Below are 20,520 nucleotides of genomic sequence, written 5' to 3' on the forward strand. Positions count from 1 at the left end.
AGGGCCGCTCGCCGGCCCTGCCTCGGCCGAGGGGGTCGGGTCAGCGGAAGGCGTCGAGTCCGGTGAGCGCCTTGCCCAGCACGAGCTGGTGCATCTCGACGGTGCCCTCATAGGTGAGCACCGATTCGAGGTTGGTCGCGTGCCGCATGACGGGGTATTCGAGCGAGATCCCGTTGGCACCGAGGATCGTCCGCGCCGTACGGCAGATCTCGATCGCCTCCCGTACGTTGTTGAGCTTGCCGAAGCTGACCTGCTCGGGACGCAGGCGGCCGGCGTCCATGCGCCGCCCCAGATGATGGGCGAGCAGGATCCCCTTGTGCAGTTCGACCACCATGTCGGCGAGTTTGGCCTGGGTGAGCTGGAAGCCCCCGATGGGCCGCCCGAACTGCTCCCGCGTCTTCGCGTATTCGACAGCCGCCTCGAAAGAGCTGCGGGCCGCGCCCATGGCTCCCCAGACGATGCCGTACCGGGCGTGCGAGAGACAGCTGAGCGGACCGCGCAGCCCTACGACCTCCGGGAGCACGGCGTCGGCGGGCAGCCGTACGTCGTCGAGGACGAGTTCGCTGGTGACGCTGGCGCGCAAGGACCACTTGTGCTTGATCTCGGGCGCGGAGAATCCGGGGGCGTCGGTGGGCACGACGAAACCGCGGATGCCGTCGTCGGTCTGCGCCCAGACGACGGCGACTCCCGCCACCGACCCGTTGGTGATCCACATCTTCCGCCCGTTGAGCACCCAGTCGCCGCCGTCGCGCTTGGCGTGGGTGCGCATCGAGGCGGGGTCGGAGCCGTGGTCGGGCTCGGTGAGCCCGAAGCAGCCGATGACCTCGCCGGCGGCCATGCGGGGCAGCCACTGCTGCTTCTGCTCTTCGCTCCCGAACCGGTGAATGGCGTACATGGCGAGGGATCCCTGTACGGAGACGAGGGACCGGATGCCCGAGTCGGCGGCCTCCAGCTCCAGACAGGCGAGTCCGTACTGCACGGCGGAGGCACCCGCGCAGCCGTATCCGTCGAGGGACATCCCGAGCGCCCCGATCCCACCGAGCTCCCGGGCCAGCTCCCTGATGCCGGGCAGCTCGCCCTTCTCGTACCAGTCGGCGATGTACGGCAGGACGCGGTCCGCGGCCCAGCTCCGCACGGTGTCCCGGATGGCGAGGTCCTCCGGGTCCAGCAGGTCGTCGATCCCGAGGGGGTCGGCGGGGTCGAACGGGGGCAACTTCGAGGACGCGGACATGGAACACCCTCCGGCACGAGATGAAAACTAGCACCGCTAGTTACGACTCATCCCAGACGTTACGACGCAACCAACCGAACGTCCAGTCCACACTCTCCCACCCTCGCGCGACGTGGGCATGACTCCAGCCACGGACGGCCGCCAACGGCGAGGACCCCCCACGGGAAAGGCCAGCCTCTCAGCCGACTGTCACGGGCGATGCGCGGGTGGGAGAACACAACCCACGCACGGACAGCCGCAAACGGCGAACAACCCCCAGCGCTACGCCGAGACGCGCGTCCTCGCCGGCTCCCTGGGCGCCGGCACCTCCACCGCCGCCTCCGTCTCGGCGTCGGCCGCAGCCTCCTCCTCGCACTGCATGACCCGCGGCAACCGCACCGCCATCACCGCCCCGAGCAGCAACAACCCCGCGCTCACCAGCAACGTGACATGCAGACCATGCACAAAGGAGTCCCGCGCCGCCCGGCGAAGAGCCACCCCGGCCGCCCCTCCGAGCCGCGCGGCGACGCCGTACGCCTCCCCCAGCGAATGCCCCGCCGCCGCGGACGCCGACGCCGGCACACCCGGCACCGACGCGAGCCCGGGCGCGTACGCCGCGTTCATCACGCTCCCGAGAAGCGCGATCCCGATCCCCGCCCCCAGCTGGTACGAGGTCTCGCCGATCGCCGCCGCCCCACCGGCCTGCTCCGCGGGCGCCTCGCTCAACATCGACTCGTACGCCCCGAAGAGCGTCGTCTCCAGACCGAAGCCGAGCACGACGAAACCGGCCAGCAGCAGCCCCGTGTTGTCCTCGCCGCCCATCGCCGTCAGCGTCAGCACCCCCGCGGCGGTGAGGAGGAACCCGAAGCACACCATCCGCCGCGGCCCGAACCGGCGCAGCATGCGCGCGCCCGCGAGCCCCGCCGCCATCGCCGCGATCGTCAGCGGCAGCAGCCGCAGTCCCGTCTCCAGCGGCGACAGTCCGAGCACCAACTGCAGATACTGCGCCGCGATCAGTTCCAGGCCCACCAGCGCGAGCATCGCCAGCACGATGCACCCCACCGACGTGCTGAACGCCGGCCGCGCGAACATCCGCAGATCAACCAGTGGATGCGCGCGCCGTCGCTGGCGGCGGACGAACAGCGTCATCAGCAGCGCGCCGAGAACCAGCGGCACCAGCGTGAACACGCTCGCCACCGGCTCCCCGCCGCCGAGCCGCTTCACGCCCAGTACCAGACCGAACAGCCCGGCCGCCGCCATCAGCGCGCCGACCACGTCCCAGGGCCCGTTGCGCTCGCCCGTCGACTCGGGCAGCAACAGCCGGCCCACCGGCAGGCTGACCAGCATCAGGGGGATGTTCACCAGGAACACCGAACCCCACCAGAAGTGTTCGAGCAGGAAGCCGCCGAGCAGCGGACCGACCGCCGCGCCGACCGCCGCGACCGCGCTCCAGATGCCGATCGCCAGCGCCCGCTCCCGCCGGTCGGGAAAGACCTGGCGCAGGATCGACAGCGTGGCGGGCATGATCATCGCGCCGCCGACGCCGAGCAGCGCGCGGGCCAGAATCAGTACATGGGCGCTCGGCGCGACGGCCGCCACGGCGGATGCGACGCCGAACAGGGCGTACCCGAGAAGGAGAATCCGTCTGCGGCCCACCCGGTCGCCGAGTGTGCCGAAGAGGATCAGCAGCGACGCGCAGACCAGCGGATAGGCGTCGACGATCCAGAGCAGTTCTATGGCGCCGGGCCTGAGGTCCTCGGTGACCGCGGGCACGGCCACGTGCAGCACGGTCGCGTCGAGGGCGACCAGGAGCAGGCTGACGCAGAGGACGACGAGGACGACCCAGCGGTTGGCGCCCAGCCCGGCCGTCCGACGGCGCAGCCGAACGGCAGCCGTGGTCGTCCCGGACATGCACGTACCTCCCAGATGAACCCCTCGCGTGCGGCGGACGGGCGGGTGGGGACTACCCGTCGTACGGCCGGAGAGGAGCGGAGTCTCCGGCCCGCGCATATCAACGCGAGTGACACGTCAGCGTACGCGAGTTCGTTCCGGCTGAGCGTGGCGGACCTCTCACACTCCACGCGGAACCCTTGTGGCGTACGCCACTACCCGCCTCCCTTGACCACGCCCCGGTGAGCTGTCCGGTTCCGCCGCCGGTCGATAATCGAGCCCGTGACCGATCTTGAAACGCGCGTGGCACCCCGGTCCGCGCTCCTGCGCCGGGCGGCCCCGGCCCTGCTCGGGTACGCGGCCGTGCGTGTCCTGGGCCTGGTCGTGCTGGCGGTGTGGAGCGCGGCACGCGGCAAGAGCGCGCACACGCTGCTGACCGCGCGCTGGGACGCCCTCTGGTACACGCGGGTCGCGGAGCTGGGCTATGGCTACGAGGTGCGGCTGCCGAACGGCGACGTCCACTCCAACCTCGCCTTCTTCCCGCTGCTGCCCTGGCTGGAGCGGCTGGTGCACGCGCTCACGCCGCTGTCGTACGCGGACGCGGGCCTCGTCGTGAGCGTGGTCGCCTCGCTCGCCGCGGCCTGGGGGATCTTCGCGGTCGCGGACCATGTGTACGGGCGGCGGGCCGGGGTGTGCGCCGTACTGCTGTGGGCGGTGCTGCCGGTCGGGATCGTGCAGTCGATGGCGTACAGCGAGTCGTTGTTCACCGCCCTCGCCGCCTGGTCGCTGTACGCCGTGCTGACCGGCCGCTGGGTGGGTGCCGGTCTGCTGGCCGCGTTCGCCGGGCTGACCCGTCCGGTGGGGCTCGCCGTGGTGGCCGCGGTGTGGACGGCGGGCATTGCCTCGTTCGTGCGAGATCGGCGCGCGGCCGTGGCAGACGGCGCACGAGGCGAGGAGCACGCCCCCGGTGCCGCCAGCGCCGTCCGCGCCCCGCGCATCGTGACAACCGACGGCGCACCGGACGCAACACGCGCCCCATCCATCCCTTCCGGCGCGCCCGTCGCGCGCCGCGCCCTCGGCATGCTCCTCGCTCCCCTTGGCGCCGCCGCCTATGTCCTGTGGGTCGGCCATCACACCGGCAAGGGCCCGCTCGGCTATCTGGACGTCCAGGCGGGCTGGCGCAACGGCTTCGACGGCGGATATGCCTTCGCCCGCTTTGTCGCCGACAAGTTCACGTCATTTCCGTCCGCCCTCGCCGGGCTGGGACTGATCGTCGGAGTGGGCCTGGTGATCTGGCTGTACGTGATCGGCGTACGGCAGCGCCAGCCGCTTCCACTGCTGGTGTACACGGGTGTCGTCACCGCGCTCGCGCTGTGTGCGTCGAGTTACTTCGGCTCCAAGCCACGCCTCCTGCTGCCCGCCTTCCCCCTGCTCCTGCCGCTCGCCCTGGCCCTGGCCCGGCTGCGCACGTCAAGAGCGGTGCTGGTCACGGCCGGTGTGGCGATGGCGTCGGCCGTCTACGGCGCGTTCTGGCTCAATGGATCCGGCCCGCCATGATCATCTCGGAACGGCCGATGAGCGGACGGAGAAATCCACCCCATGCTTCGGTGAACGAATTCAAAAGCGCCATAAAACCAACCCCCGGCATGATCAAAGGAATTGAAGGGAACGACCGACGGAGATTGCGGATTCCTCTGGAATATGGCGGCTGCTGAGAGGTTTCCCACATCACATCGTCATCACAAAGCCGGTGATTCGACCGGGGTCAGAGCTCACTCGCTGTAACGTCCTTTGGGTGCGTACCGAACGAAACCTCACCCGTCTGGACCGGGTGTTCGCCAGGCTGGACCGTGAGCCGGAACGACCGGCCCACATCGATGTGCCGAGGATGAGCCGGCACCGGGTCGTGCTGTTCACCGCGACCCTCGCCTTCTATCTGGCGATCGTGTGGGCCATCGTGATCACGTCCTGGCTGGTCCGGCTCGACTGGCAGGTCATGTTCTTCCGGCCGTACCAGCAGTGGCCGGAGATCCACGCCTTCCTCGACTACTACGTGGTGCTCGGCCAGCGCGGCCCCACCGCCGTGATGGTCGCCGCGTGGCTCGGCTGGCGCTCCTGGCGGCAGCACACGCTCCGCCCGATGCTCACCCTCGGTGCGTCCCTGCTGCTGCTCAACATCACGGTGGGCGCCGCCAAGCTCGGCATGGGCCGTCTCGGCCCGCACTACGCCACCACGATCGGTTCGAGCGAAATGGGTCTGGGCGGCGATATATTCCCCAGCGGCCACACCGCCAACGCGGTGGTGACCTGGGGAATCCTGGCCTATCTGGCCTCCACTCCGAGAGCGCGCCGCTGGCTGTCCGCGCTGTCGGCGGTCACCTCGCTCGGCGTCGGCCTCACCACCGTCTACCTCGGTACGCACTGGCTGAGCGACGTGCTGCTGGGCTGGGCCGCGGGCCTGTTGATCCTGCTCGCCCTGCCGTGGTGCGAGCCGCTGATCGCCAAGGCCGAGATCGCGATCTTCGACCAGCGCGACCGTTGGCGCGCCCGCCGCGGCCGTACGGTGCCCGTACCCGCCCTTCCGGTCGTGGTGCTCAAGCCGCGGACCGTGCCCGCCGAGGAGCCGGCCCCGGAGCGCGAACCGGCCGCCTCGGTCCGCTCGCCCCGGGCGCCGATCCATCTGGCGCCGGGCCCGCACACGGCCCGCTCCGAGCGCACTCCCGTCACCCCGGTGGGCAGCCGCCGCCCGCCGCACTCGGACCGCGTGCCGCGCGGCACCGCCCCGGCGGCCCGCCCGGTGACGGGCGGCTGACCGCAACCGGCAGCGGGGTCCGGTACGCACACCCAACCCCCGCCAGAGCGAAGGCCCCTGCTCCTCGATCCAGGAGCAGGGGCCTTCGCCGTGGTCGGTTCAGCCCTTCCAGGCCCGCGCCACCCGGCCGTCCCGCACCTCGAAGTTCAGCCGTCCCACCCGGTACTCCATGGTGATGATCGCGCCCGGCGGCAGCGACCGCACCGTCGACCACCCCCGCTCGCGCGCGAGCCGCTCGGCGCTCGCCGCGTCGAGGCCGACGTACCCTTCCGGACTGTCCTGGGGCTCCGCTGACGGAGTGGGAATCGGTGCCATGCGGCCACGCTAGGCCAGGTGCGGCGGCCACGGAAGTCACGAGCCGGAGAAGGCGACCGTCCCCCTCCGGTCACACTTCTGTCACAGGATCACGACACGCGTTTTGGTTCGACGGCGTCACACGTCCGAGCGGTTGCGTGCGCCTTCCCGGCGCATTCGAGCGAAATTCCCCGCGTGTCGGGACGGCCCTTCGAAAAGCCGGACGGAAAGGGACCGAAGCGCGGGTCACGGACGGTTGTCGGACCCGATTCCATTCCGAATCCACGACGCGCGCGGGAGCTGACACCGCATAAGAATTTCACCGCTTCGGCACAGATCCCCCGTACCGCCCGAGCCTCGGCTCACGGCCACGCGCCCCTCACACGGACCGCTCCAGAGCGCGCGACAGCCGGTCCCGTATCGTCCCGATCGACTCGGTGAGCTCGGCCGGCTCCAGCACCTCGAAGTCGAAGCCCGTCATCATCACGTGAATGACCATCACGTCGAGATTCGGGGCGCCGGCGCGCAGGACGCAGGCCTCGGCGCCGTCGGCCTCCAGCATCCCCGCCGAGGGCGAGATCCGCTGGGCGGCGACCTCCAGGGGCACCAGCAGGCGGACGGCGGCGTGGGCGGCGTACGCGCGCGTGGAGACGCCCCGGGAGACATAGGCGGCGAGGTCCTCGGCAGGGGGCTCGCGCGGAGTGAAGCGCGGGCCGTGCGGCGGCTTCGGCGTGATGCGGTCGGCGCGGAACGTGCGCCAGTCCTCGCGGTCGAGGTCCCAGGCGACCAGGTACCAGCGGTGCTCGGTGCACACCAGGCGGTGCGGTTCGACCGTACGGCGAGTCGAGGCACCGTCGTGGTCCCGGTACTCGAAGCGCAGACGTTCCGCGTCCCGGCAGAGGTGGGCCAGTTCCGTGAGCACGGCCGGGTCGACGGTGGAGGGCTGCGGTCCGCGCAGCATCGGCACGGTGAAGGCGTTGAGGGCGCCCACGCGGCGGCGCAGCCGGCCGGGCAGCACCTGCTCCAGCTTCGCCAGGGCCCGTACGGAGCTCTCGCCGATGCCCTCGATGCCCTGCCCGGCGGCGGTGCGCAGGCCCACGGCGACGGCGACCGCCTCGTCGTCGTCCAGGAGCAGCGGCGGCAGTTCGGCCCCCGCGCCGAGCTGGTAGCCGCCGCCGGTGCCGGGGCTGGCGTTGACCGGGTAGCCGAGCTCGCGCAGCCGGTCCACGTCGCGGCGCACCGTGCGAGGGGTGACCCCCAGCCGTTCGGCCAGCTCGGAGCCGGACCATTCGCGGTGGGCCTGGAGGAGCGAGAGCAGGCGCAGCAGTCGTGCCGAGGTCTCCAACATGGCGCCGAGTCTGCCAGCCGTCGCGGACAACCACTGTCCGCGATCAGGGCGTGTAGGGCAGTTGCGGCACGTCGAAGCAGGTGCTGTTCATGTCCCCCTGCGACACCCAGCCCCTGCCGTCCTTCCAGCGGGCCACCGACAGGCATGCCCTGCGTGTCCTCGGCGGCTCGGGAAGCCGCTCGAACGACACCGGGATCAGCAGGCCGTCCGCGGTGTAGTCGCGCCCGCGGCTGACGAAGTCGTCCACGCACGCGCGCGTGATGCCCTTCGTCCCACAGGCCCTGGCCGCGTCGGTGAACCACCTCGCGGCCGCCCAGCCCTCCAGCTGCCACTGGGAGTGCGTGCTCAGCCCCTTGGTCGCGTCCCGGAACTCCCGTACGGCCGCGTCGCCGGTGTCCTCGTAGTTGCGGCTGGCCCCGGTCACCCACAGGGCGTTGCGGCAGCGCGGGGAGTCCCTGTAGTCCTCGGGGACGTCGGACGTCCAGTTCTGGACGTTGGTCACCTTGGCCACGACCCGGGCGCCGACGTCGTCCATCGCCTTGCACAGCTGGGCGTTGCCGTGCGTGTCGATGGCGTCGAAGACCAGGTCGGCGCCCTGCTCCTTCAGATCGGCGGCGACGGCACGGAAGTTGGGCAGCGCGAAGTCGACCTGTTCGGGGACCACCTTGTAGCCCTCGGCCTTCAGTCCCCGCTCGACGAGCCGGGCGTAGGCGGCGGACGCGGCCTGGTTGTAGGAGACGACCGCGGCCGTGCGGGCGCCCTTCTCCCGCTTGAAGTAGCGGTACACCTCCGTGCCGCCGTACAGCTGCCCGCCCCAGCCCGGTGTGCCGCCGCGGGGCGCCAGGCTGCCGTAGATGCCGTACAGGTGCGGCCAGGTGTCGTAGGCGGCGCCGATCGGCTGGCCGCCGATGTCGGGCACGCGCGCGTGGGAGACGCGGGAGGCGCCCGCGTAGTCCAGGGACGCGGTGGCGACCAGGGCGACCACCCTGTCCTCGTCGATCAGCCGGTGCACGCACGTGTTGTTGCCGACCCCGCTGCCGCCGTCGTCGCACAGCCGCACCTCGACCCGGCGGCCGTCGATGCCCCCGCGCGCGTTGAGTCGGTCGAAGTACGCCTTGGCGCCGTCGCGCGGACCGGTGAACGCGTTGCCGCCGACGGGGCTGGTGGCGCTGGTGATGATGCCGACGCGCAGGGGCGCTCCGCCGCCGGGCGCGGGCGCCCGCGAGTCGTGCTCGAAGTCGCTCTCGGGCAGCCGGCTGCCGCAGGCCGTGCCCACGAGGAGCAGCAGCACCGCGACAGCGGTCTCAGCAGCCCGGGTGCGCCGACTGCGAGGCATCGCCGCTCAACTGCACCAGCGCGCACAGCGTGTTGTCGGACACCTTCCAGGTGCCGTGCTCGAGGACGGCCGTCCCGGAGGCGTCGGGCAGGGCGGTGGCACCGTTCAGGGTCAGGCTGTACGTCACGGTCGCCTCGGCCGGCCCGGTGAACTCGACCTTGGTCACCTCGGCCGCGACCTGTCCGCCGCGCTTGTCGCCGTTGAAGCTCTTCAGCACGGCGGACATCCGCTCGCCGTTCTCCAGGACGGCCTGCTTGTCCTTCGTGGCGGTGGCCGGGTCGAAGAACTTCTTCCAGTTCTGCCTGATCTCCTTCTCGGCGGCCGCCGGATCGGCGGGCGCGGTCGCCGGGGCGCTGGTCGTCCTCTCCACGGAGGGCGTCGGGGGCGCGCTCTGGCTGCCGCCGCTCTCGTCGCTGCATGCCGCCAGGGCCGGGGCGAGGACGAGGACCAGGACGGCCGCCAGTGCCGTGACCCGTCCCGCCGCCCGTGGGCCGCGCCCTGTCGTCGTGTGTCCCCGCCTGACGTCGCTCCCGAGAACCATCTGGCTCACCACCGGGTGTCCGTCCGGGCCATGTGCGCCCGGAGCTTTCAGGGTCAGCTTCCAGAGGGCATAGTGCAAGCCATTGGCCGACATGGACAGATACATGACGTGGGGGAGCCGGCGATGCGGACAACGCGACCTCGGACCGTGCACCCCGTCCTCTGGGCCGGATGGGCCGCGCTGGCCGCGGGCGCCGTGCTGTGCGTCATCGGCTGGTACGGCATCTCGGGCGAGCGGTACGCGGAGCGCCAACTGCCCTATCTCGCCTCGTGCACGATACCCGGCGCGGCTCTGATCATCGCCGGATCGGTGCTGCTCACACAGGGCAGGAGCGCGCTCGCCGCGGCGCGCGTGGACGAGTTGTACGGGCTGCTGGTGGCCGCCGAACCCGTCGCCGCCGAGGAGGCGGAGCCGTCGGTGGCCGCGCGCGTGGCGGTCGGCGGGGAGACGCTGATGGTGCCGGGCGGCACGCTGTACCACCGCGCGGACTGCCCGTTGGTGGCGGGGAAGCCGGGGGCGGTCCCGGTGGACGGCAAGCTGCTGGCGAGCGGTGCGCTCGGCCCGTGCCCGATCTGCGAGCCGGATTCCGCGGCGGACCCGTGTCCTCGCTGACGTACGACCTCACACTCGCCGGTCTCTCCGTGGGCAGCGCCGCCGCGCTCACCGGGATCGGTCTGGTCGTGACGTACCGCGCGACCGGCGTGCTCAACTTCGCGCACGGGGCGATCGCGATGGTGTGCGCGTACGTGCTGCGGGAGTCGGTGGTGGAGTGGGGGTGGCCGCTGTGGCTCGGGGCGGTGGCGACGCTGCTCGTGCTGGCGCCGGGGATCGGTGTGGTGCTGGAACGTCTCGTCTTCCGGCCGCTGTCGGTGCTGGGCGGCGATCCGGCGCAGACCCTGGTGGCGTCCATCGGGGTGTTCGTGCTGCTGGTGGGCGGGGCGGCGCTGGTGTGGGGGCAGGGGGCACGGGACGACGCGCCGGAGCTGGTGTCGGCGGACCCGTGGGGGCAGTTGGCGGTGGCGCTGCTGCTCGCGGTGGGCGTCGGCGTGGTCGTCCGGTGGACCCGGTTCGGGCGGGAGCTGCGGGGGGTGGTGGACGACCGTCAGCTGGCGGTGCTGGGCGGCATCGACGCGGACCGGGTGGCCGCGGCGGGCTGGGCGTTCGGTTCGTTCACCGCGGGCCTGACGGGCGCGCTGCTCGCGCCGTACGTGCGTCTCGACCCGTACGGTCTGCCGCTGCTCGTCATGGAGGTGGTCGCGGTCGCGGTGGCCGCGCGGATGCGCAGCCTGTCCCTTGCGGTGCTGGTGGCGCTCGGCATCGGGGTCGGGCAGAGCCAGTTGACGCGGCTGCACCCGGCGGGCTGGGGCGGGCAGCTGCTCCAGGCGGTCGGGGCGAATCTCTTCGTCGTGGCGCTCCTGGTCGCGGCCCTGGTCCTGCCGGGCATCGGCACGCGCGACGCCCTGCCGCGCTCGGCCACCGCGCGCGTGCCGACCCCGCCCGGCGCCTGGATCGTGGCCGTGGCGCTGTTCCTGCTGCCGCTCGGCTTCGCGGGCTCGGACCTGCACACCTCGGTCCAGGTACCGGCGCTCGGCGTGATCCTGCTGTCCCTGGTGGTCGTCACCGGCCGCGGTGGACAGATCTCCCTCGGGCAGGCGGCGTACGCGGGGCTGGGCGCCCTGTTCACGGCGCTGCTCGCGGCGGGCCGCTTCCCGGGCCTGCCACGGCTGCCCGAACTGGCGGCGCTGGCCGTGGCGGTGGCCCTGGTCGCACCGCTCGGCCTGCTGACCGGCTGGCCCGCCATCGGCCGCCACGGCCTGGCCCTGGCGCTGGCCACGTTCGCGGTGGGCGTCGGGGTGAGCCGCTTCGTCTTCGCGCAGCCGTACGCCACCTCCGGGCTGTCGCTGGACCGCCCGGCCGGCCTCGACGGGGATCGCGCGTACTACGTCCTGGAACTGGCTCTGCTGGCCGCCGCGCTGCTGGCGACCCACGTTCTGCGCCGGGGCCGCACCGGACGCGCCCTCGCCGCCATGCGGGACCACGAGGCGGGCGCGTCGGCGGCGGGCGTCCGGGTCCCGTCCCTGAAGCTCCTCGCCTTCGTCTCGGGCGCCGCCCTGGCCGCTCTCGGTGGCGGCATGCTCGGCATGGGGCAGCGCGCGTTCGACCCCGGCGCGTACGACCCCGTGCGCGGACTCCTCTGGTTCGCCGCGGTCGTGGTCCTGGGCGCGGACAGCACCCTGGGCGCCCTGGCCGCCGCGGCCCTTCTGGTGGGGCTCGACGCGGGGGCCCGGGGCGGGGTGGCGGCGGCGCTGATCGGGGTGCTGGCGGTGCTGGTCGGACGGTTCCCCGGCGGGCCGTACGAGGCGTTGCGTGCGGCCGGGCAGCGGCTGCGCCCGCGGCGCGGGGCCCAGCTCACGGCGGTGGGGACGAGGGCGCGCGCGAGACTGCGGCCGCCGGCCGCGCGGGCGGCGCCGCACATCGCGCACATCGGCCCGCGGCCGTCCCGCGCCACCGCCGTGCCGCGCCCGACGGCCGAGGCGGCCGCGCTCCCGCCCCCCGCGGTCCCGCTGCTCGCCGCCCGTCGCCTGCACGCCCGCTACGACGGCTTCACCGCCCTCGACGGTGTCGATCTGGAGGTCCGGCCCGGACGGGTCACCGCCGTCGTCGGGCCCAACGGGGCGGGAAAGAGCACACTGTTCCACTGTCTGGCCGGGACGCTGCGGCCCGCGCGCGGACAGGTCGTGTTCGGTGGCCGGGACATCACCCGGCTGCCGGCCCACGCCCGCACCCGGCTCGGGATCGCGCGGACCTTCCAGCAGCTGGCCGTGTTCCCGTCGTTGACCGTGGCCGAGAACGTCCGGGTGGGTGCCGAGCAGGGCCGGCTCGCCGACCCCGGCGCGGTGGAGCGGGCGCTGCGGCTGGCCGGGCTCGACGGGCCGGTGCGGACGCTGCCCGCCGCGGGGCTGCCCACCGGCACGCTGCGCCGGGTCGAGCTGGCCCGGGCGCTGGCCGGCGGCCCCTGCGTGCTGCTGCTCGACGAGCCCGCCGCGGGGCTCGACACCGTCGAAGTGGCCGCGCTGGCCCGGGTGCTGGACGCGCTGGCCGCCGACGGCACCGCCCTGCTGGTCGTCGAGCACGACCTCGACCTGGTCGCCGGTATCGCCGACGTCGTGCATGTCATGACGGCGGGCCGCATCGTCGCGTCCGGCCCGCCCCGCCAGGTGCTGGACTCCCTCGAAGCGGCGGCCGGGCCATGACCGTCTCACTGCGCCACGCGCGCGTGCGCTACGGCCCCCTGGAGGCCCTGCACGGTGTCAGCCTCGCCGCGCCGGGCCCGGGGCTGACCGTACTGCTGGGCCGCAACGGTTCCGGTCGCAGCACCGTGCTGCGCGCGCTCGCCGGAACCGTGCCGCTGTCCGGCGGGGCGGTGGTGTGGGACGGCGTCGACGTGACCCGTGTGCCCGCGTACGAACGGGCCCGGTGCGGGCTGTTCCTGGTTCCCGAGCGGCAGGCCGTGTTCGGGTCGCTGACCGTACGGGAGAACCTGGAACTCATGGCGCCCGCGTACGACTGCGCGCTCGACGCCTATCCGCGGCTGCGCCCTCTGCTCCACCGCCGCGCGGGCACCCTGTCCGGCGGTGAGCAGCGGATGCTCGCGCTGTCCCGTGCCCTGCTGGCACGGGCGCGTGTGCTGCTCGTCGACGAGCCCGCGCAGGGCATGTCCCCTGCGGTGGCGGCGCGCACGTACGAGCTGCTGAGCGCGCTCGACGCGTGTGTCGTGGTCGCCGAGCAGCGGCTGCCGCCGGTGCTGCGCGGGCGGCCCGCGTTCGTGTACGAACTGCGCCGCGGGGCTGTCGTGTTCGGCGGCGAGGCGGGCGAGGGAGCCGTCCGCCCCTGAGGCCGCCGTCGCCGAAGGACAGCGCCCCACCCGGTCGGTGGACCGGGTGGGGCGTCGTGCCCGGGACAGGGGGAGCGGCTCAGAGCGAGAGGCGCTGCCCGGGCACGATCATGTCGGGATCACCGCCGATGACGGACTTGTTGGCGGCGTAGAGCCGCTGCCAGGTGGTCCCGTGCCGGGCGGCGATGCCGCTGAGCGTGTCGCCCTTGCGAACGGTGTAGTTGCCGCCGGACGAGTCGCGCGACGAGCCGCGGTTGGTGTGGCCGGTCGAACGCTTCGGCGCCTTCGACGGCTTGGCCGGGGCGGCCTTCGTGGTGTTGGTGCTCCTGGTGTTCGTGCTCTTGGTGCCCGCCGTACCGGAGGAGCCCGCCGCGGGTGCGGCGCCGTACGCTCCGGCCCGGGCCGAACAGGTCGGCCAGGCACCCCAGCCCTGGGCGTGCTGGACCTTGGTGGCCACGGCGATCTGCTGGGTCCTGCTGGCCCGGTCGGCGGTCGGCGCGTAGGCCGTGCCCCCGTAGGCACGCCAGGTGCCGGCGGAGAACTGGAGTCCGCCGTAGTAGCCGTTGCCGGTGTTGATGTGCCAGTTGCCGCCGCTCTCGCACTGGGCGATGCGGTCCCACACTCCGCCGTCCGCCGCCGCGGCGTTGCCGGTGGCGGCCAGCAGCCCGAGCGGAGCGAGCAGTGCCGCCCCGGCGAGGACCGCCGTCGTACGCGCCCTGCGGGCGGTCTCGCCGCGGGTGCTGTCGTCACGGACGTTGTTGCGAGTGGTATCGGCACATTCGGACATGTAATTCCCTCTCCACGGACCCGGGGTCCCCCACAGGCGGGGCGCGGCCGCCGCGCATGGACGCGGTCGCTCGCGCTCGCCCCGTCCGCCTGAGCCGGTGCTGCGATCTTGCTTGCCTGGTGCGCGGCCGGCGGACGTACCCGAGCGGTGCTCGTTGCACACGGCGGAGGAATGTACGGAGCGTGGCCACCCGCTATCAACCAAGTCCTTGTCATTCCAGGCCAGTTCACCGTTACCTCAGGTATCGGCGATTTTCGGCCACCCACTTCATTCGCTGATTTCCTGATTTGTCGACCAGCTCCTCGGGTGATCTGTGACCCACTTCACCGATCCAAAGTCCTTTGCCATTCGAAGAGTTGACTTTGAGTGGGCGATTCCGTACCGCATGTGACCCTGTGCGGTGGATGGTTCGATTCCGTTCCCCTCCGGGCGTGACCCCCGCCACAGATCGCCCGTTGTCTCCTTCATGAGCCCGGATCCCCCCGGGGCTCATGGACCGGGAGCCACCCGGCCCTTCACGCACGCATCCCGAGGGAGCCACCGTGCCGCGCATGCTCGACGTCAGCGACGCCGTACGCGCCGAGATCGGCGACGAAGAAGCCGACCGGCTGCTCGCCGGAGAGAACGCCCCGGGCAGTTACGACTGCACGTCCTGCCGCACCCCGGGCGACTCCGAGCAGGAGCGCACCAGCACCGTCCTGTTCATCGGGGACGAGACCGCCGTCCTCGCCTTCGCCCACGCCACCTGCCTGCCCTCGCAGGTCGTCCAGGTCACCGAGGAGCAGTTGCAGGGCGCGGTCCGCTCCATCAACGGGGACAGCGCCCCCGGCGGAGACGCGCACCGGGCCGTGCCCGAGCAGGCCGTGCTCGGCGTCACCAGCGGACTGGTGCTGATCGCCGGGGAGTTGCACCCGGCGCTCGTCGTGGAGCCGACCACGCCGATCGTGCGGCCCGGCACCACGGGCGTGGGCGACGACTTCCTGCCGCTGCTCATCGAGCAGGGCTACATGCCGGTGACCCAGATCAGCGCGGTGCCCCCGGTGCTGCACGGGTGGTCGGTGCTGCTGGCGGTGGGCCAGCTGCACGCGGTGCTCCAGCCCGGAACCCACGGCGGTCAGCCGGTCGCCTGGTGGCAGGCGCACCAGCCGCTGCAGGTCACGGACGGCTGGCGGGCAGCGGCGAACAAGCACCAGCAGGTGCTGCTGTTCGCGGCTCCGGTCGGCTCCATCGGGCGTCAGCCCCGCGAGGACCTGCTGCGGGACGCGCTCGACAAGGCGGCGGCCAACGGGAAGCTCGTCGCGGCGGCGCTGCCGCTCGCCGGTACCTGACGGCGAAGCGGCCCCGCACCCTCGAAGGGGCACCCCACGACCGCATCTCTTCCCGCACACGGTCGTTTGGACATACGTGCACGCATACGACGTTCCTCCCCGCCGTCCGTCCTTCTCCTCGATCCCGTCCGCACGGGCGGCGCAGGAGAGCGCGGCCGTGTCATCGCCGACCCCCATCTACGACATGCTCTACGCGGAGTGGGTCAAGATGCTCCGGGCACTGCCGGGCGACCGCAGCGGCGAGGAGGAACTGGGGTTCGTCGCCTTCGGAATCGCCCCGCACAACGCCGGCGCCTATGGCACGGGAACGTACGGCACGGGGTCGCACGGCTCGAACTCGTACAGCGCGTACAGCGCGGGTGCGTACAGCGCCCGCCACGGCACCGGGCAGCAGCAGGCGCAGTGGCAGCGGGTCGGGACGATCGGGCGGCACGACAGCGGGATGCACCATGTTCCTGCGGCGCTGCCACCGGGACCACGCCGGGGTATGTGAGCCGGGGTGTGTGACATGCGAAAGGGCGGCCCTTCGCCAAGGGCCGCCCTTTCGCCTGCCGTCACCTCTTCTTCGTACCGCGCTTCTCGCGCACCCGCACCGAGATATGGATCGGCGTCCCCTCGAAGCCGAACTCCTCGCGCAGTCGGCGCTCGATGAAGCGGCGGTAGCCCGCCTCGATGAAGCCGGAGGCGAACAGCACGAACCGCGGGGGCTTGGTGCCGGCCTGGGTGCCGAACAGGATGCGCGGCTGCTTGCCGCCCCGGACCGGGTGCGGGTGGGCCGAGACCAGTTCGCCGAGGAAGGCGTTGAGGCGGCCGGTCGGCACGCGCGTCTCCCAGCCCGCGAGCGCGGTCTCGATCGCCGGGACCAGCTTCTCCATGTGGCGGCCGGTGCGCGCGGAGACATTGACCCGCGGCGCCCAGGCGACCTGGCCGAGCTCGGTCTCGATCTCGCGCTCCAGGTAGTAGCGGCGCTCCTCGTCGAGGTTGTCCCACTTGTTGTAGGCGATGACCATCGCGCGGCCCGCCTCGACGGCCATGGTGATGATCCGCTGGTCCTGCACGGAGATGTTCTCGGAGGCGTCGATCAGGACGACGGCCACCTCGGCCTTCTCCACCGCCGCCGCGGTGCGCAACGAGGCGTAGTAGTCGGCGCCCTGCTGGAGGTGGACCCGCTTGCGGATGCCGGCGGTGTCGACGAACTTCCAGGTCACGCCGCCCAGTTCGATCAGCTCGTCGACCGGGTCACGGGTGGTGCCCGCGAGTTCGTTGACGACGACGCGCTCCTCGCCCGCGACCTTGTTCAGCAGCGAGGACTTGCCCACGTTCGGGCGGCCGATCAGCGCGATGCGGCGCGGGCCGCCGACGGCGGTGCCGAAGGTCTGCTCGGGCGCGTCCGGCAGCACCTCCAGGACGGCGTCCAGCATGTCGCCGGTGCCGCGGCCGTGCAGCGCGGAGACCGGGTGCGGCTCACCGAGCCCGAGGGACCACAGGTACGCGGCGTCCGCTTCGCCGCTCGGTCCGTCGACCTTGTTGGCGGCCAGCACCACGGGCTTGCCGGCCTTGCGCAGCAGACGTACGACGGCCTCGTCGGTGTCGGTCGCGCCGACCTTGGCGTCGACGACGAAGACGACCGCGTCGGCCGCCTCGATCGCGTACTCGGCCTGGGCGGCCACGGAGGCGTCGATGCCGAGGACGTCCTGCTCCCAGCCGCCGGTGTCGACGACCTTGAAGCGGCGGCCCGCCCACTCGGCCTCGTAGGTCACACGGTCGCGGGTGACGCCCGGCTTGTCCTCGACGACCGCCTCGCGGCGGCCGATGATCCGGTTCACCAGGGTCGACTTGCCGACATTGGGCCGGCCGACGACGGCGAGCACGGGCAGCGGGCCGTGGCCCGCCGCCTCGATGGCGCCCTCGACGTCCGCGATGTCGAAGCCCTCTTCCGCGGCGAGCTCCATGAACTCCGCGTACTCGGCGTCGCCAAGCGCTCCGTGGTCATGCTCTTCGAGCGAACCCTCGGAATGGATGTCGTCGTTCATGAAGTCCGTACCTCGTTCATCGTGGTGATCGGTGGAGCACCCCGTAAGGGCTGATCCACTACTCAGTGTCGCCTAGCGTTCACTACTCAGTGTCGCCTGGCGCCCGGTCAGGCGCCTGGCGTTTTCCAGGTGCTCGGTGAGCTGCTTCTGGATGCGCTCGGTCGCCTCGTCCAGCGCCCTGCGCGTGCGTCGTCCGCTGCCGTCGCCCGCCTCGAAGGGGTCGCCGAAGACGACGTCGACGCGGGAGCGCAGCGGGGGCAGTCCCTTCATCAACCGTCCCTGCCGCTCGGAACTTCCCAGCACGGCCACGGGCACGATCAGGGCGCCGCTGCGGACCGCGAAGTAGGCGAGGCCCGCACGCAGCGAGGCGAAGTCGCCGTCGCCCCGGGTGCCCTCCGGGAAGATGCCGAGCACTTCCCCGGCCTCCAGCACGCCCAGCGCCCGCGCGATCGCCGTGCGGTCGGTGCCCTCGCGGTCCACCTTCACCTGGCCGATGCCGGTCAGGAACCGGCCGAGCGGACCGACGAACGCCTCCTTCTTGATCAGGAAGTGCGTCGGCCGGGGCGCCACGCCCATGACCATCGGGCCGTCGATGTTGTGGGAGTGGTTGACGGCAAAGATCACCGGGCCGGTCGCGGGCACCTTCCACGCGCCCAGCACACGGGGCTTCCACAGCCCGTACATCAGGCCGACGCCGATGCGCCGCCCGACCTCGGCGCCTCTCGCCGAAGCAGCTTCGGTCACTTTCCGGCCCGCTTCTCCTCGACGAGGGTGACAACGCACTCGATGACCTGCGGCAGCGTGAGGTCGGTGGTGTCCACCTCGACCGCGTCGCCCGCCTTGGCGAGCGGCGAGGTCTTACGGCTGGAGTCGGCCGCGTCACGCTTGATCAGCGCCTCGCGGGTGGCGTGGACGTCCACGCCCTTGAGCTCACCGCTGCGGCGGGCGGCGCGGGCCTCCGGGGAGGCGGTCAGGAAGATCTTCAGGTCGGCGTCCGGCAGCACCGTGGTGCCGATGTCACGGCCCTCGACCACTATGCCGACCTCGGCGGTGGCGGCCAGCGTGCGCTGCAGCTCGGTGATCCGGGCGCGCACCTCGGGCACCGCGCTGACCGCGCTGACCTTGGAGGTGACGTCCTGGGTGCGGATCGGGCCGGCCACGTCGACGCCGTCGACCGTGATCGTGGGGTTGGCCGGGTCGGTGCCCGAGACGATCTCCGGCTTGCCCGCCACGGCGGCGATCGCGGTGGGGTCTTCCAGGTCGATGCCGTTGTTCACCATCCACCAGGTGATCGCCCGGTACTGGGCCCCGGTGTCCAGGTAGCTCAGGCCGAGCTTCGAGGCCACGGCCTTCGACGTGCTCGACTTGCCCGTGCCGGAGGGGCCGTCGATCGCGACGATCACGGGCAGGGCGGTCCGGGCGGCGCCGTTTTCCACGGGGGGACACCTTCCTGGTGCGGTGTGGCGGGTGTGCGGGACGCGAGGGCGCCCCGCACAAGGTTACTGGGTGCGCGTCACTCGTCCGGACGCGAGAGGTGCGGGACCTCGCAGCACCGTGGCGCACACCACGGCCGCACCGGCGGCGCCGGGCGCCCTACTGCCGGATCGCCCAGCCCCGCTCCCGCAGCGCGGCGGCCAGCGCCACGGCCGCCTTCGGCTCCACCATCAGCTGCACCAGACCGGCCTGCTGCCCGGTCGCGTGCTCGATGCGCACGTCCTCGATGTTGACGCCGGCCCGCCCCGCGTCGGCGAAGATACGGGCCAGCTGGCCGGGCTGGTCGTCGATGAGCACGGCGACCGTCTCGTAGATCCGCGGAGCGGACCCGTGCTTGCCGGGCACCCGGACCTGCCCCGCGTTCCCCCGCCGCAGCACGTCCTCGATCCCGGAGCTGCCCTCCTGCCGCTTGGCGTCGTCGGTCGACTGCAGGGCGCGCAGGGCACGGACGGTCTCGTCGAGGTCGGCGGAGACGTCGGCGAGCAGATCGGCGACCGGACCGGGGTTCGCGGACAGGATGTCGATCCACATCCGGGGGTCGGACGCGGCGATCCGGGTCACGTCCCGAATGCCCTGGCCGCACAGCCGTACGGCCGTCTCCTCGGCGTGCTCCAGGCGCGCGGCGACCATGCTGGAGACCAGGTGGGGCATGTGGGAGACCAGGGCGACGGCACGGTCGTGGGCGTCGGCGTCCATGACCACCGGCACCGCCCGGCAGTGCGAGACGAGCTCCAGGGCGAGGTTCAGCACCTCGGTGTCGGTGTCACGGGTGGGCGTCAGCACCCAGGGGCGGCCCTCGAAGAGGTCGCCGCTCGCGGCCAGCGGGCCGGACTTCTCCCGGCCCGACATGGGGTGCGTGCCGATGTACGACGACAGGTCGAGGCCCAGCGACTCCAGCTCGCGGCGCGGACCGCCCTTGACGCTGGCCACGTCGAGATAGCCGCGGGCCACGTTGCGGCGCATGGCGTCGGCGAGGACCGCGGACACATGTGCGGGCGGGGCGGCCACGACGGCGAGGTCGACGGGACCCTCCGGGGCCTCGTCCGTGCCGGCGCCCAGCGCGGCCGCCGTACGGGCCTGCTCGGGGTTGTAGTCGGCGAGGTGGACGGTCACGCCCCGCTGGGTCAGGGCGAGCGCGGCGGACGTGCCGATGAGGCCGGTGCCGATGACGAGAGCGGTCCTCACTGGGCGATGTCCTTGCGCAGGGCGGCCGCGGCGCCGAGGTAGACATGCGCGATGTCGGCGCGGGGCCGCTCCGACTCGATGTGGGCGAGGACGCGGACCACCCGGGGCATGGCGCCCTCGATGTCCAGCTCCTGGGCGCAGATCAGCGGCACGTCGACGATGCCGAGCTTGCGGGCGGCGGCCGCCGGGAAGTCGCTGTGCAGATCGGGAGTGGCCGTGAACCAGATGCTGATCAGGTCGTCCACGCTCAGCCCGTTCCGCTCCAGGACGGCGGTGAGCAGGGCTCCGACCTGCTCGTCCATGTGGCCGGCCTCGTCCCGTTCCAGCTGGACGGCCCCCCGGACCGCTCGTACCGCCACGGTGCTGC

Annotated in this window: 18 protein-coding genes and 1 pseudogene; 7 read left to right on the plus strand and 12 right to left on the minus strand. The window is 72.4% G+C overall.

Annotated features, from left to right (window positions below; all coding sequences use genetic code 11):
- Nucleotides 1-40 precede the first annotated feature (40 nt).
- Together ACZ4EG_RS22835 and ACZ4EG_RS22840 are read right to left on the minus strand one after the other, a co-directional pair.
- Nucleotides 41-1,231 (minus strand): acyl-CoA dehydrogenase family protein, encoded by a 1,191-nt coding sequence (locus ACZ4EG_RS22835; protein WP_453550008.1) that lies wholly within the window; start codon nt 1,229-1,231, stop codon nt 41-43.
- Between the two features lie 261 nt (nt 1,232-1,492).
- A complete protein-coding gene (locus ACZ4EG_RS22840) occupies nt 1,493-3,121 on the minus strand; it encodes an MFS transporter (protein WP_467791852.1) in 1,629 nt (542 codons plus the stop codon).
- 261 nt (nt 3,122-3,382) lie between these two features.
- Between ACZ4EG_RS22840 and ACZ4EG_RS22845 the strand changes: the two genes are divergently transcribed.
- Together ACZ4EG_RS22845 and ACZ4EG_RS22850 are read left to right on the plus strand one after the other, a co-directional pair.
- Nucleotides 3,383-4,657 (plus strand): glycosyltransferase family 39 protein, encoded by a 1,275-nt coding sequence (locus ACZ4EG_RS22845; protein ID WP_467791853.1) that lies wholly within the window; start codon nt 3,383-3,385, stop codon nt 4,655-4,657.
- A 238-nt stretch (nt 4,658-4,895) separates the two neighbouring features.
- Nucleotides 4,896-5,912, plus strand: coding sequence for a phosphatase PAP2 family protein (locus ACZ4EG_RS22850; RefSeq protein WP_467791854.1), 1,017 nt, complete (start codon nt 4,896-4,898; stop codon nt 5,910-5,912).
- Nucleotides 5,913-6,011: 99 nt separating this feature from the next.
- On the opposite strand, the gene ACZ4EG_RS22855 is transcribed toward ACZ4EG_RS22850, so the two are convergent.
- From ACZ4EG_RS22855 to ACZ4EG_RS22870, 4 genes and pseudogenes are all read right to left on the minus strand, one after another.
- Nucleotides 6,012-6,227 (minus strand): I78 family peptidase inhibitor, encoded by a 216-nt coding sequence (locus tag ACZ4EG_RS22855; RefSeq protein ID WP_263207083.1) that lies wholly within the window; start codon nt 6,225-6,227, stop codon nt 6,012-6,014.
- A gap of 364 nt (nt 6,228-6,591) precedes the next feature.
- Nucleotides 6,592-7,554 (minus strand): annotated as a pseudogene (locus ACZ4EG_RS22860) (helix-turn-helix transcriptional regulator); the annotation flags it as partial.
- A 43-nt stretch (nt 7,555-7,597) separates the two neighbouring features.
- The gene (locus ACZ4EG_RS22865; RefSeq protein WP_467791855.1) at nt 7,598-8,890 is read right to left on the minus strand and encodes an ABC transporter substrate-binding protein; all 1,293 of its coding nucleotides are present in this window, start codon (nt 8,888-8,890) and stop codon (nt 7,598-7,600) included.
- Nucleotides 8,859-9,431 carry an MTB12 C-terminal domain-containing protein gene (locus tag ACZ4EG_RS22870; protein ID WP_453550020.1) on the minus strand — a complete coding sequence of 191 codons (573 nt, stop codon included), beginning with the start codon at nt 9,429-9,431 and terminating at the stop codon, nt 8,859-8,861. Before ACZ4EG_RS22870 ends, ACZ4EG_RS22865 begins: the two co-directional genes overlap by 32 nt.
- 123 nt (nt 9,432-9,554) lie before the next feature.
- Here ACZ4EG_RS22870 and ACZ4EG_RS22875 point away from each other — a divergent pair, with 123 nt between their 5' ends.
- From ACZ4EG_RS22875 to ACZ4EG_RS22885, 3 genes are read left to right on the plus strand one after another with little or no spacing between them, the layout of a single operon-like run.
- Nucleotides 9,555-10,043: a hypothetical protein gene (locus tag ACZ4EG_RS22875; protein WP_453550022.1), complete on the plus strand. Its 489-nt coding sequence runs from the start codon at nt 9,555-9,557 to the stop codon at nt 10,041-10,043.
- Nucleotides 10,031-12,685 (plus strand): branched-chain amino acid ABC transporter permease/ATP-binding protein, encoded by a 2,655-nt coding sequence (locus ACZ4EG_RS22880; RefSeq protein ID WP_467791883.1) that lies wholly within the window; start codon nt 10,031-10,033, stop codon nt 12,683-12,685. The genes ACZ4EG_RS22875 and ACZ4EG_RS22880 overlap by 13 nt, the downstream gene beginning before the upstream one ends.
- The gene (locus tag ACZ4EG_RS22885) at nt 12,682-13,326 is read left to right on the plus strand and encodes an ABC transporter ATP-binding protein (protein WP_467791856.1); all 645 of its coding nucleotides are present in this window, start codon (nt 12,682-12,684) and stop codon (nt 13,324-13,326) included. The genes ACZ4EG_RS22880 and ACZ4EG_RS22885 overlap by 4 nt, the downstream gene beginning before the upstream one ends.
- 79 nt (nt 13,327-13,405) lie before the next feature.
- On the opposite strand, the gene ACZ4EG_RS22890 is transcribed toward ACZ4EG_RS22885, so the two are convergent.
- On the minus strand, nt 13,406-14,113 hold the full coding sequence (locus ACZ4EG_RS22890; protein WP_467791857.1) for a LysM peptidoglycan-binding domain-containing protein: 708 nt from the start codon (nt 14,111-14,113) through the stop codon (nt 13,406-13,408).
- Between the two features lie 542 nt (nt 14,114-14,655).
- Here ACZ4EG_RS22890 and ACZ4EG_RS22895 point away from each other — a divergent pair.
- Entirely contained in the window at nt 14,656-15,441 is a 786-nt protein-coding gene (locus tag ACZ4EG_RS22895; RefSeq protein ID WP_390712197.1) for a hypothetical protein, read from the plus strand.
- 76 nt (nt 15,442-15,517) lie between these two features.
- Entirely contained in the window at nt 15,518-15,934 is a 417-nt protein-coding gene (locus ACZ4EG_RS22900) for a hypothetical protein (RefSeq protein ID WP_453550029.1), read from the plus strand.
- A 61-nt stretch (nt 15,935-15,995) separates the two neighbouring features.
- Here the strand turns inward: ACZ4EG_RS22900 and der are convergent, their stop codons facing one another.
- The 5 genes from der to aroH all read right to left on the minus strand — a co-directional run bounded on the left by der (nt 15,996) and on the right by aroH (nt 20,512).
- Nucleotides 15,996-17,474, minus strand: a complete 1,479-nt coding sequence (gene der / locus ACZ4EG_RS22905; protein WP_453550032.1) for a ribosome biogenesis GTPase Der — start codon at nt 17,472-17,474, stop codon at nt 15,996-15,998.
- A 72-nt stretch (nt 17,475-17,546) separates the two neighbouring features.
- Nucleotides 17,547-18,218 carry a lysophospholipid acyltransferase family protein gene (locus tag ACZ4EG_RS22910; RefSeq protein WP_453550034.1) on the minus strand — a complete coding sequence of 224 codons (672 nt, stop codon included), beginning with the start codon at nt 18,216-18,218 and terminating at the stop codon, nt 17,547-17,549.
- The gene (cmk, locus tag ACZ4EG_RS22915) at nt 18,215-18,910 is read right to left on the minus strand and encodes a (d)CMP kinase (RefSeq protein WP_390712195.1); all 696 of its coding nucleotides are present in this window, start codon (nt 18,908-18,910) and stop codon (nt 18,215-18,217) included. Before cmk ends, ACZ4EG_RS22910 begins: the two co-directional genes overlap by 4 nt.
- Nucleotides 18,911-19,067: 157 nt before the next feature.
- Complete coding sequence (locus tag ACZ4EG_RS22920) at nt 19,068-20,153, minus strand: prephenate dehydrogenase (RefSeq protein ID WP_453550037.1); 1,086 nt, start codon at nt 20,151-20,153, stop codon at nt 19,068-19,070.
- Nucleotides 20,150-20,512 carry a chorismate mutase gene (gene aroH, locus ACZ4EG_RS22925; protein WP_263207106.1) on the minus strand — a complete coding sequence of 121 codons (363 nt, stop codon included), beginning with the start codon at nt 20,510-20,512 and terminating at the stop codon, nt 20,150-20,152. The genes ACZ4EG_RS22920 and aroH overlap by 4 nt, the downstream gene beginning before the upstream one ends.
- Between the last annotated feature and the right edge of the window lie 8 nt (nt 20,513-20,520).

The organism is Streptomyces sp. NPDC025638 (assembly GCF_055558775.1).

Coding starts and splice junctions, on each gene's coding strand:
- ACZ4EG_RS22890 (WP_467791857.1), bottom strand. CDS start 14,113: ATGTCCGAATGTGCCGATACCACTCGCAACAACGTCCGTGACGACAGC.
- ACZ4EG_RS22870 (WP_453550020.1), bottom strand. CDS start 9,431: ATGGTTCTCGGGAGCGACGTCAGGCGGGGACACACGACGACAGGGCGC.
- ACZ4EG_RS22835 (WP_453550008.1), bottom strand. CDS start 1,231: ATGTCCGCGTCCTCGAAGTTGCCCCCGTTCGACCCCGCCGACCCCCTC.
- ACZ4EG_RS22855 (WP_263207083.1), bottom strand. CDS start 6,227: ATGGCACCGATTCCCACTCCGTCAGCGGAGCCCCAGGACAGTCCGGAA.
- ACZ4EG_RS22865 (WP_467791855.1), bottom strand. CDS start 8,890: ATGCCTCGCAGTCGGCGCACCCGGGCTGCTGAGACCGCTGTCGCGGTG.
- ACZ4EG_RS22840 (WP_467791852.1), bottom strand. CDS start 3,121: ATGTCCGGGACGACCACGGCTGCCGTTCGGCTGCGCCGTCGGACGGCC.
- der (WP_453550032.1), bottom strand. CDS start 17,474: ATGAACGACGACATCCATTCCGAGGGTTCGCTCGAAGAGCATGACCAC.
- ACZ4EG_RS22875 (WP_453550022.1), top strand. CDS start 9,555: ATGCGGACAACGCGACCTCGGACCGTGCACCCCGTCCTCTGGGCCGGA.
- ACZ4EG_RS22885 (WP_467791856.1), top strand. CDS start 12,682: ATGACCGTCTCACTGCGCCACGCGCGCGTGCGCTACGGCCCCCTGGAG.